This window comes from uncultured Gimesia sp. (assembly GCF_937919775.1).
GTDB lineage: Bacteria > Planctomycetota > Planctomycetia > Planctomycetales > Planctomycetaceae > Gimesia.
The window spans coordinates 1-11,660 of sequence record NZ_CALFPF010000306.1; the positions used below are offsets into that span (position 1 = coordinate 1).

Consider the following 11,660-nt stretch of genomic DNA (forward strand, 5'->3'; position numbering starts at 1 on the left):
AGTTGAAATTATCTAAGTCTGCAGAAAACAATTTCGCTTCAATCTGCCTGCTGATCTATTTGAGAGTTATAAAACGATGTCCGAATCACAATCTCACTCGTATGTCAAATACTCCACCATCTTTTTTGCCCTCTGTTTCTGCACCGTGCTCTCCATCATTTTCGACATTCTCGACTTGAAGGAAAAAGACGTGGTCGGCATCAAGGGATTCGTCCTGCTGGCATTTTTGGTGCTGGCGGTCGCCTGTGCCAAAGCGCTGTTCGTGATGATTTATTTCATGCACCTGAAGTTCGAAGGCAAATGGAAATACGTGCTGCTCAGTCCCACTATTGTGTTAGCAATGGGCCTTACGATCGCGATCACCCCCGATATCGGCATTCATTATTACACGAATGAATCGCCGCAAATTGACTATCTGGAACAGGCACAACAGGCGGCTCTGAAAGACGGACCTGCCAAAAACGCCGAAAACAGTCATGTTGAGTAAATCACCAATTCAAGAAACGGCTCTCACCTCCCGGATCCGTGTCGCTGACATTTCACACCGATACGGCGACCGGCTCGCCTTGAACCAACTCAGCTTTGATGTTCGTCCTGCGGAAATCTTCGGACTGCTCGGTCCGAACGGCGGCGGTAAAACAACGCTGTTTCGTCTGCTCTCCACATTACTCCCGCTGCAGTTCGGCACCGCGAACATCGCCGGCCTTGATCTGGCATCGCAGGCCCAACAGATCCGCACTCTGATTGGTGTGACCTTTCAATCTCCCAGTCTGGATGGCAAATTAACCGTTCAGGAAAATCTGAAACATCAGGCACACCTGTATGGCATTTCCGGCGCACCAATGCGGGAACGCATTGAAAATGCCCTGCAGCATCTGGGGCTCACCGATCGCAAACACGATCTTGCGGAATCCCTGTCCGGCGGTCTGAAGCGACGCGTGGAAATAGCAAAAGGTTTATTGCACTCGCCACAGGTCCTGCTGCTCGATGAACCGAGTACCGGCCTCGACCCTGGCGCGCGTCACGATCTCTGGAAATATCTGAAGCAGTTACAACACAAAGAAGGCGTAACGATTCTGATTACCACTCACTTAATGGAAGAAGCCGAACACTGCGACCGGCTGGGAATTCTGCATCAGGGAGAGCTGGTAGCGCTCGGCACCCCCGATGAATTACGTGCCTCGGTCGGCGGCGATTGTCTGACGATTCATTCGGACCACCTCGAACAACTGAGCGATCAGATCTCCGCAACGTTCGGCGTCACCCCGCAACTCGTCAATCACAGCCTGCGTCTCGAACATTCGCGGGGACATGAACTCCTCAAAGAGCTGATTGACGCTTTTCCGGAGCAGGTCACGTCCGTGTCGCTCGGAAAACCAACACTCGAAGACGTCTTCATCCACGAAACCGGCCATCAGTTCTGGCAGGCGGAGGAAACAACATGAACCAGCCTGCTTCTCTCCCTGCTGCCGGACCTGCAAAATTGTTTCTGCTGCCGATTATGACGCTCGCCCAGCGCGAGGTCGTTCGTTTTTTGCGACAGCGAACCCGCGTGATCGGGGCGCTGGTGCAGCCGATCCTGTTCTGGATTCTGTTTGGTGCCGGCCTGCGCGGTTCCTTCAAACCTCCCGAGTGGGCCGCTTCCAGTATGACCTACCAGGAATATTTTTTCCCTGGCGTGGCTGTCATGATTTTAATGTTCACGGCGATCTTCTCGACGATTTCGATCATTGAAGATCGGAAGGAAGGTTTCCTGCAGGGTGTGCTGGTTTCGCCCGTTCCCCGGATTTCGATCGTGCTGGGCAAACTGCTCGGCGGCACCATCCTGGCGGTATTACAAGCGGTCCTGTTTATTTTTCTGGGACCGTTGTTAAAAATTGTCGGATTAGCCCCCGATTTTGAAACGGGAATCACGCTGGCTGGTTTCCTGCCGCTGGTCCTGTTTCTGTTTCTGCTCGGTTTCAGCCTGACGGCCCTCGGTTATCTGATCGCCTGGCCGATGGAATCAACGCAGGGTTTTCACGCGATCATGTCGGTCTTTTTAATGCCGATGTGGTTACTCTCCGGCTCGTTTTTCCCGGCGGGGGAATCGGGCTGGCTGTCATGGATCATTCGCGCCAACCCTTTAACGTATGGCGTGACGGGATTGCGACGTATTCTCGCGCCGGAAGCGGGGCTGCCCAGCGCACCCGGAAATCCGTCGATGAGCGTCTGCCTGTCCGTCACAACAGTCGTGTGTATCATTTATGTAGCGATTGCGGTCTGGATGACTTTACAGCGGTCTACCAGAAATGCCCGTTAAGACAACGAATACGAACACTTAATATATTATAAAGATCTTCCGCATGAATAAGACTCAACCCATCCGACGGATTCCTCGATTTTTGATCATCCTGCTCTGGGTACTGGTCGCCGTCAGTGCCTTCGCAACCTGGAACCTCAAACAGCAGCATGATCAGGCACTGGAACAAATCAAAACGGAAGAAGCCGCTTCCGCCGAGGCCGATCAAAAGAAAGAGGCAGAAGAGACCAGCGATGCCAAACCTGTAGCACCGATCTGGCCCGCAGCGGGAATCGAAGATTTTTCACTGACCGAACGCAGCGGCCGCACGGTGACGAAAAAAGATCTGCTCGGGAAACCGTGGGTGGCCTGTTTTGTGTTTACCCGTTGTGCGGGCCCCTGCCCCCGTGTTTCGGGTCAGTTTTATCAGTTGCAGAAAGACCTGAAAGATACCGACTTTAAGCTGGTCACGTTTACCGTCGATCCGAAAAATGATACGCCTGACGTCTTATCCCGTTATGCGGAATCAGTCGGTGCAGATCCGGAAAAGTGGCTCTTTCTGACCGGCGATCAAAAAGACATCTTTCATCTGATTGAAAAAAGTTTTCTGATGCCCGTTCAGGAAAACACGGGACCTGCCCGCAAGCCCGGCTTCGAAGTGATCCATACGACCAACGTGATGCTGGTCGATAAAGATGGTCACGTCCTCGGAAAATACAACGCCGTCAATGATGAAGAGATGGCGGCGCTGAGAAAAGCCGTTCGCAAAGAAGTCGAACAGGACAAAAAACCGGACGAAATCAAACCGGAAACAAAGGCAGAAAATCAGGACGCGAAACCAAAGCTGGTGACTCCTCCGAAAGCCGGCATGATTTCGCTGAGCCCTCTGTTCTGCAATCACATTTCCGGCATGCTCATTTCCGCACTGCTCGGTCAGACAGAAACGGAATCACCTGAACTGGTGGAAGAGGTCGTTGCAGAAGAAGTCGCTGTAAAAACGGCTCCCGACTGGGTGCTGCAACTGCCCGCCGTGAATGCGGTTTTGAACGGGACGGCGACGATTCTGCTGATGCTCGGTTACTGGTTCATTCGCAAAGGTGAAAAAGACAAGCACAAAAAAACGATGCTGACCGCGTTTGGAACGTCGATCCTGTTTCTGGTGTTTTATCTGCTGTATCACTTCGCTTTGCAGAGATACACGGGAAACGCGTCGCGCAAATTTATGGGGGAAGGCCTGATCAGACCCATTTATTATACTATCCTGATCACCCACGTCGTGCTGGCGGCTGCGGTTCCGGCGCTGGCCTGGGTCACCATCCGTCGCGGGCTGAAACAGCAGTGGGAAGCCCATCGCCGGATTGCCAAAATTACGTTCCCGATCTGGCTGTATGTCTCCATTACCGGTGTTGTGATCTATTTCATGCTCTATCATTTTCCCGTGATCATTTTCCCGTGATCATTTTCCCGTGAATGCCTGAGGGTGGACAGAAATCTATTTGAAATTTGTCCGATTTCTGGTATCGTTTAAGAGATTTTTCACCGTTCATTAAAGAAATTTCCGACCATGTTAAAACGATTCTCATTCACTCGCTCCTGTTTACTGGCAGCCGTAATACTCGGGCTGTTTTCCGCCCCCGCTGCCATCAACGAAGCGACTGCCTGCCCGATGTGCAAACAGTTGAACGATACCGACGATAACAAACCGCGCGCTTACATGTATAGCATCACATTTATGCTGACCATGCCGGCGATCCTCTTCTCCTGTTTTGGCGTCGTTTTTTATCGAATGAATCAACGGGAACAGGCGGCGATGCTCGAACACGAAAAAAACCGGAACCCGCAAATAACTGATGCAGATTCCGGTTTGGATGAGTCATGATTACCGTAAAGGCGATCTGATTAGTTGAGCCTTTGTCGGTGTGGAGTATTCCAGACAGTCGCCGCCGACGGAGCGGGAACAAAAGCCCCTCTCGCTGTTGTCGTTGTTGCTCCTGTCGAAGAATCATCATAAGCCGTTTGTGTTTTCAGATACCCGTTCTGTGAGGGAATCGTCTGCCATTCTGAATTCGCCTGGGCTTGCGGCATTTGTAGCATGGCAGGACTGGGCGGCATGGCAGGTCCCCCCATACTGGCAAATGAGGGTCCCGAAGTTCCGCCATCCCATGAGCCGGCAGGTTGTGCCGAGACCAGTGGTGCCAGTGTCGGATACGCTCCCATATCCAGCGAAGTCGAAGACATCGGTGAGGGTGTCGGAACCGTCGAAGGTGTTGAAGGAACCACGTAAGGCTGCATCATGGGTGACGGGCTCATCATGGAAGGTTGTGCTCCCATGCAGTCCGTACAAGTCGGCTGCGGCGCCGACATCACTTGAACACGACGTTTGACCTGAATCGGAGTTCTTACATAACTGGTCTGCTGGCGATATTCAGTGCGTGGAATCTGTTTGGTCACCATACGCGGCACCCAGACTCTCTGCCAGCAACCTTCATCCACAGTCACCTGCTGAAATGTTGTGACTGGTACGGATTGTACTTGAGGCACCATTCGATATTCGGTGCAAATGATATCCTGATAACAAATCTGTGGAGGAGGAGGGGTACAAACACCCGGGCAGCATGAGGTTACCGGCGCACATCGCCGGAAAAACCGTTTTGCCAGTCGATTGCAGCGATGACCGCAACGACTATGCTGCGGATAATAACACCGGGTACCACACCGATTGAAAAGATTCCGAAACAGATGCGCTTCCGCGTCACTGGAAAAAATCAACAATACTGATGCTACGACGATCAAATTTCGAACCCAGAGGGACATCGAAAAACTCCTTTATATTTTGTGTGCTTGCTGGCACTCCTTGAATTCGTTCCTGTCTCAGACGACTGAAGGACGGGATTCCAAGCATAGGTCGGAACGAATTACCCACGTATCTAACTTATCGGCATAATCGTTAAAGTCTCTTTATCTTAAATTTCATAATTTGCGGAATTCATTCGCTCCCGGTTCCCGTGACATTCAGGCCGGTTTTTGAGAAGATAGGGAAACAGGGACTGGAGTTCTGGCACACTTATTCCCTTAAGACGTTACCTGAAAACAGCTTACCACACATAACACCACCCAAAGGAACAGTAAATGGCTGATACGCAACTGGCACATATGGTTTATTTCACATTGAAAGACGATTCTCCGGAAGCCGTTGAGGCGATGGTGCAGGCCTGCCACAAATATTTAAAGCAGCATCCGGGAGTGCTTTACTTTTCTGCCGGAACGCGGGGACCGGAATTTCAGAGGGAAGTAAATGATCAGGCGTATCATGTTGTCCTGAATGTCGTGTTTGACACCAAGGAATCGCACGACAAATATCAGGTCGCCGCCGACCATCTCACGTTTATCGAGGAAAATAAGGCAAAGTGGGCCAAGGTCCGCGTCTTTGACAGTTACGTGACTAGTTAGAGCGCATCCCATTTAACCATCGCGTCTCTCGTTCGATGATATTCGGCCCGAATGGCCTCGGAGACGCTACAGTAAACCTGGAGACAGGCTGACGGGATTCGGATCAGAGCACGGGCACAATGAACGGGGTCCGATATTCCGGATGAGGGATCACTTTGACTTTCGTCTGATAGACGTCAGACAGCCGCTCTTCGGTCAGAACTTCCTCTCCGGTTCCTGTGGCTGCAATACGTCCCTGGCTGAGTAACACGATCTGATCGGCGAAGCAACTGGCAAGATTCAAATCGTGTAATGTCAGAATGACGGTCAGATCCCGCTGGTGCGCCAGATCGCGGATCAAAGTAAGCACTTCGACCTGATATTTCAAATCCAGCCCCGTCGTTGGTTCATCCAGGCAAAGCACTTTTGTCTGTTGCGCCAATGCGCGGGCGATTAAGGTCCGCCGCCATTCTCCCCCGGAAATTTCCGTGATCTTCCTCAGTCGCAGTTCCGTCAGCCCCGTCTGCGCGAGTGCTGCATCCACAAAGTTCTTATCTTCCGCCTGGAAGGGTTGAATCCAGCCCCGATGTGAACTGCGGCCCAGTTGCACGGTCTCTTCCACCGTCATCGGCCATTGCGGGACTTCCATTTGAGGAGAGAGCGCCAGCTTTTGGGCGAGCTGTTTGCGCGAGAGTTGATTGACGGCCTCTCCTTCAATCAGAATGCTTCCCTGATAAACCACCACCAGATTGAACAGCGCCCGCAGTAATGTGGTTTTCCCCGAACCATTGGGGCCCAGTAAAACGAGCACCTTTCCCGGCTCGACACACAGCGAAACCTGCTGCAGGACTTCCCGCTCCGGATAACCACAGGCAAGATTTTCGATCTCAATCTGATTCATGGGTGACGCCTTTAATTACCTGGACTGCTGCCCGCGGCTGACTAACAGGAACAGAAAAAACGGGCAGCCCATCAGGGCCGTCACAATGCCCACCGGAATTTCCGCCGGTGCGATTACGGTGCGTGCCAGCGTATCCGCGACCACCAGTAACGTCGCGCCCAGCAAACAACTGCCGGGAATCAGCAGCACATGCCGGGGGCCCAACATGATGCGTGTCATGTGAGGCGCCATCAGCCCCAGAAAACCGATCACCCCCGAGACGGCGACACACGCGGCCGTACATAAAGTCGCCGCGATTAAAATCAGCACGCGAAATTTGCCAGTCGAAAGACCCAGGGTCATGGCGGTCTCATCACCAAACGAAAGCAGATCCAGGGGACGCGACATCAGCCACAACAGGCCTCCGCTGAAAAAGATCACGGGAACCGCCATCATGATTTCATTCCAGTGTCGCCCGGAAAAACTTCCCAGCAGCCAGCTGAAAATGGTCGTCAGCATTTCATGATTTAAAAACATGATCAGCGAAACCAGCGCCCCGGTAAAACTGCTGAGCGCCATGCCCGCCAGAATCAGTGTGAGCAACGGCGCATTCCTGCCTGCATTACTCAACGCGGCAATCACAAACACGGCACCGACCACAAGAATCGCCCCGGCAAACGCTGACAGAATCAACCAGGGAATTTGCCAGGTCGCAGTGATCACCGTAATGCTGCCGGCAATACACAACAGCGCAAGAGTCGCCCCCAGCGCGGCACCGCTGGAAGCACCAATCACAAAAGGATCTGCCAGTGGATTACGAAAGACCCCCTGAAACGCGGCCCCCGCGACGGCCAGACCGCCGCCGACACAGGCAGCCAGCAAAACACGCGGCAGACGGATCTGCCAGAGAATCGTACTGATATGTGAAACCTCTGACGGATTCCATAGTGACTGCCGAATCTGATCGAATGAAAGTTCTACCGCCCCAAAGTGAATTCCCACCACGAGCGCTGCCAGCAGAAAGCCCATTAACGGGATCATTCGCCAGAGCAGAAAGAGTTGTCGTGGTTGCATGACCTGAAGCGTCCGCTCTTTAAGTTATTGTTGCTGGAATGCTTCAGGGTACAGCGCCTGAGCTATTTTTTGTAGTCCCTGCACCACCCGCGGTCCCGGGCGGGAAATTAAATCGTCTTCAATGATATAAAGACGCTTATTTTTCACGGCGTTCATCTCTTTCCAGCCGGGCCGTGCATTTAATGTGCGCAGGGATGCGGCGACATCCGTCGGACCACCTTTCACGTAAGGCATCAGGATCACATCCGGGTTTCGTAAAATCAGCGTCTCCTCACTGACCTGCGGATAAGCAATCTCAACATCAGCAAACACATTTTCGCCGCCGATCAAATCAATCAGTTCGCCGATAAAAGAGGCCGGTCCGGCGGTCATCAAAGGTTGATCCCAGACCTGATAAAACACACGCGGCTCTCCCTGTTTCTGATACGGTTTAACCCGCGCCTGAAGCGCTGCGATATCCTGCTTAATCTTCCGGATCAGCGTCTCTCCCGATTCTACGTGGCCGGTGGAACGGGAGATGCCGCGAATCGAATGTTCGATATCAGCCACCGACTGTGATTCAAACGACAATACGGGGACCTGCAGTTTCGATAACTGATCGGCCAGGAGTCGCTGATAATCTCCTCCCAGAAAAATCAGGTCCGGCTGCAACGCGACCAGTGCTTCCAGGCTCACGCTTCCCGGACTCGAAAGCGCCACTTTTTTCAGCTGCTCCGTTTCCGCAGGATAGTTGCAATACGTGGTGCAGCCGACCATTTGTTCGCCCGCGCCAATGGCAAACAGAATTTCGGTATGTGACGGCAGAAGAGAAACAATCCGTACCGGCTTTTGTGCAATCGCAACTTCCACGCCGCGATCATCTTTCACGGTCGCAGGAAATCCGGAGGGATTCTGCTTTTTTGTGGACGACGCGGTGATCTGACCGGATTTTAAGTTCTGCTCCGACTTCTCAGAGCCGCAGCCGGCACTCGCCCAGAGAGCCAGAAAAATCAAAATCAGTCGGGGGTCAAATTTATTCATAAATCTGTTCGTATCGCATCTGCAGGGAAATTGGAAGTGGCAGGTATCTTTTCATTCGTAAATCAGCCCGGAATGCCCGCCACAGGCATTCCGGCGCTGATCATTTCCGCCTTTATGAAATCACGGCATTGAAACTCAGTGGGCCGTTTTCACTTTTTCACGCAGCACTTTCGCTGCTTCCACCATGTTTTTCAAGGATGGTTTCACTTCTTCCCACTTGCGCGTCTTGAGGCCGCAATCCGGATTGACCCACAGCTGTCGAGTCTCCAGAACGTCCAACGCTTTTCCAAGCAGGTTTTCCATCCATTCTACCGTTGGAACACGGGGCGAGTGAATATCATAAACGCCCGGCCCGATTTCATTGGGATACTTGAATCGGGCAAACACGTCCAGCAGTTCCATGTTGCTCCGCGAGGTTTCAATGGAAATCACGTCGGCATCCAGAGCGGCAATCGCCTTGATAATATCATTGAACTCGGAATAACACATGTGCGTATGAATCTGCGTCTCGTCTTTGACTCCGGCTGACGCCAGGCGGAAACAGTCGACGGCCCATTTCAGGTACGCTTCCCAGTCGGAATGACGCAGAGGCAGCCCTTCACGCACCGCCGGTTCATCAATTTGAATAATGCGAATCCCGTTTGTTTCGAGATCGAACACCTCATCACGAATGGCCAGCGCGATCTGCTGACAGGTTTCGCTGCGCCGTTGATCGTCTCGCACAAACGACCATTGCAGAATCGTCACCGGACCGGTCAACATGCCTTTCATCAGTTTTTCCGTGCAGGACTGCGCATACTTCGACCATTTCACCGTCATCGGCCCTTTACGCAGTATGTCACCAAAAATGATCGGCGGTTTCACACAGCGGGACCCATAACTTTGCACCCAGCCGTTTTGAGTGGCGATAAAACCTTCCAGTTGTTCGCCGAAATATTCCACCATGTCGTTCCGTTCGGCTTCGCCATGTACCAGTACATCCAGGCCGACTTCTTCCTGAAATTGAATGTCGTCGGCAATACAGTTTTTGAGAAACTGCTCATAAGCGGCATCCGAAAGTTCCCCTTTTTTATGAGCGGCCCGCGCTTTCCGAATGTCATCCGTCTGGGGAAACGAACCGATGGTGGTGGTCGGAAAAAGAGGCAATCCCAGAGCGGCGACCTGCACCCGATGCCGTTCTGCGTAAGGGTTGTCGCGATGCAGCATCGATTCCGTCACACCGGCACAACGCTGTTTGACCTCCTGTCGATGCACGCGCGGAGAACTGCGGCGCGCGTTCATTGCTGCGAGATTCTCAGCCAGTTCACGGGCCACGCTCTCTCGACCTTGATTCACGCAGCGAGTGAGAATGCTGATTTCCTGCAGCTTTTGTTGGGCATATGCCAGCCATTGTTTGATCTCGGCATCCAGGTCCGTTTCGTTCTCCAGATCAACGGGACTGTGCAATAAGGAACACGAAGGACCAATCAAAGTTCGATCCGCGCCAATCCGGTCGACCGTTTTTTCGATGAGGGCCAACGATTTTTCGAAATCGTTCTTCCAGATATTGCGACCATCCACCACGCCCATCGCAAGAGATCTCCCTTCCGGCAGCAGATCCAGCACTTCATCCAACTGTTCCGGCGCACGCACCAGATCAAGATGCAGGGCCGCAACCGGCAGCGAAACGGCTGTCTGCAGATTCTCCTGCAGCGGACCAAAATAGGTGGTCAAAGCGATTTTCAATCCGCCGACTTGTTTTGAAAGTACATCATAAGCCTGTCGATAAGTGGCACGTTGCGCGTCCGTGAGGTCGAGTACAAGACACGGCTCATCAATTTGAACCCACGCTGTGCCGGCCGCCGCCAGTTGCGCAAGCACTTCCACGTAAACCGGCAATAGACTGTCGAGTAAACTTAACGGATCAATCTGCTCCTCCCATGTCTTGCCGAGCAGCAGAAATGAAACCGGCCCCAGTAATACCGGACGGGTTTCGATGCCCAGCGCTTTCGCTTCGAGATATTCATCCACGGGTTTCGTCGAGGACAGTTTGAACTGCTGCCGCGCTTCAAATTCGGGAACGAGATAATGATAGTTCGTGTCAAACCACTTGGTCATTTCCATCGCGGAAACACCTTCGGTAGAGGCAGTCATCGACTTACCCCCTTTTCCGCCACGTGCCATCGCGAAATACGTTGATAAATCGACGCGTTCTCCCGACCAGCCATAACGTTTGGGAACGGCCCCTACCATCGCGGAAGTATCGAGTACCTGATCGTACAGCGAAAAATCATTTGAGGGAATCTGTTCAATGCCTGCCGCCTGCTGCAGCTTCCAGTGTGTGGCCCGCAATGCGCGGCTGATCTCTAACAGTTCCTTTTCTTCCATTTTACCAGACCAGAATTTTTCAACAGCCCGCTTCAGTTCACGTTGAGATCCAATACGGGGAAATCCAAGATTTGCAGCAATAGCCATATGCTGGCTCCTTTTATTTTTATGAAGGATAATTTTTGATAAACCATGGCTGCCGGCTGCATTCATTTTGAAATTTGCGCACCGGTAGCCTGACCGAGTCTGTGTCACTTTTGCGAAACGGCATCTGCGCCCTGTGCGCAGACCGTCTCTGTTTTCACCGACCGTGATTAAAAACAATAAGGGGTTCAGATGAGTTTAACGGTCCAAAACAGGACACTCGATGCAGACTGCGCGCAGACACTTTCTTCAGATGAAAGAAAAAAGCCAATCTGAAATCTGCGACAACGAGAATTCAGATTCCCCGCGCAGAGACAGACGCATTCAAACCGCAATGCGCGCAACTGTGGTGTCCGTTTCAGACCAGGCGCATGTCAGACTCATCTGCGTCTCCAACCCGTCTGTATTCGGGCGAGACATACAGTCGGTCACACCAGTGCACGCGCTGCATATAAAGAGTCATACCTGTTTTCCTGTGAAAACGAAAAGGTTACTGGAAGAAAAACCGCAATCAAGGCGTGTTCT

At 52.4% G+C, this 11,660-nt stretch carries 11 protein-coding genes; 6 read left to right on the plus strand and 5 right to left on the minus strand.

Annotated elements, in window-relative coordinates:
• Positions 1 to 76: 76 nt before the first annotated feature.
• From Q0294_RS08410 to Q0294_RS08430, 5 genes are all read left to right on the plus strand, one after another.
• Entirely contained in the window at positions 77 to 487 is a 411-nt protein-coding gene (locus Q0294_RS08410) for a cytochrome C oxidase subunit IV family protein (RefSeq protein WP_299463279.1), read from the plus strand.
• A complete protein-coding gene (locus Q0294_RS08415; protein ID WP_299463282.1) occupies positions 477 to 1,445 on the plus strand; it encodes an ABC transporter ATP-binding protein in 969 nt (322 codons plus the stop codon). Before Q0294_RS08410 ends, Q0294_RS08415 begins: the two co-directional genes overlap by 11 nt.
• Positions 1,442 to 2,302, plus strand: coding sequence for an ABC transporter permease (locus tag Q0294_RS08420; RefSeq protein ID WP_299463285.1), 861 nt, complete (start codon positions 1,442 to 1,444; stop codon positions 2,300 to 2,302). The genes Q0294_RS08415 and Q0294_RS08420 overlap by 4 nt, the downstream gene beginning before the upstream one ends.
• Before the next feature lie 43 nt (positions 2,303 to 2,345).
• On the plus strand, positions 2,346 to 3,737 hold the full coding sequence (locus Q0294_RS08425; RefSeq protein WP_299463288.1) for a DUF420 domain-containing protein: 1,392 nt from the start codon (positions 2,346 to 2,348) through the stop codon (positions 3,735 to 3,737).
• Between the two features lie 108 nt (positions 3,738 to 3,845).
• Positions 3,846 to 4,160, plus strand: a complete 315-nt coding sequence (locus Q0294_RS08430) for a hypothetical protein (RefSeq protein WP_299463291.1) — start codon at positions 3,846 to 3,848, stop codon at positions 4,158 to 4,160.
• Positions 4,161 to 4,180: 20 nt separating this feature from the next.
• On the opposite strand, the gene Q0294_RS08435 is transcribed toward Q0294_RS08430, so the two are convergent.
• Entirely contained in the window at positions 4,181 to 4,825 is a 645-nt protein-coding gene (locus tag Q0294_RS08435; RefSeq protein WP_299463294.1) for a hypothetical protein, read from the minus strand.
• A gap of 585 nt (positions 4,826 to 5,410) precedes the next feature.
• Between Q0294_RS08435 and Q0294_RS08440 the strand changes: the two genes are divergently transcribed.
• Positions 5,411 to 5,731 (plus strand): Dabb family protein, encoded by a 321-nt coding sequence (locus Q0294_RS08440; RefSeq protein WP_299463297.1) that lies wholly within the window; start codon positions 5,411 to 5,413, stop codon positions 5,729 to 5,731.
• A 103-nt stretch (positions 5,732 to 5,834) separates the two neighbouring features.
• On the opposite strand, the gene Q0294_RS08445 is transcribed toward Q0294_RS08440, so the two are convergent.
• From Q0294_RS08445 to metE, 4 genes are all read right to left on the minus strand, one after another.
• On the minus strand, positions 5,835 to 6,611 hold the full coding sequence (locus Q0294_RS08445; RefSeq protein WP_299463300.1) for an ABC transporter ATP-binding protein: 777 nt from the start codon (positions 6,609 to 6,611) through the stop codon (positions 5,835 to 5,837).
• Positions 6,612 to 6,626: 15 nt separating this feature from the next.
• Positions 6,627 to 7,664 carry an iron ABC transporter permease gene (locus Q0294_RS08450; protein ID WP_299463303.1) on the minus strand — a complete coding sequence of 346 codons (1,038 nt, stop codon included), beginning with the start codon at positions 7,662 to 7,664 and terminating at the stop codon, positions 6,627 to 6,629.
• Positions 7,665 to 7,688: 24 nt separating this feature from the next.
• Positions 7,689 to 8,684 carry an ABC transporter substrate-binding protein gene (locus tag Q0294_RS08455; RefSeq protein WP_299463306.1) on the minus strand — a complete coding sequence of 332 codons (996 nt, stop codon included), beginning with the start codon at positions 8,682 to 8,684 and terminating at the stop codon, positions 7,689 to 7,691.
• A gap of 135 nt (positions 8,685 to 8,819) precedes the next feature.
• A complete protein-coding gene (metE, locus tag Q0294_RS08460) occupies positions 8,820 to 11,138 on the minus strand; it encodes a 5-methyltetrahydropteroyltriglutamate--homocysteine S-methyltransferase (protein WP_299463309.1) in 2,319 nt (772 codons plus the stop codon).
• Positions 11,139 to 11,660: the final 522 nt, after the last annotated feature.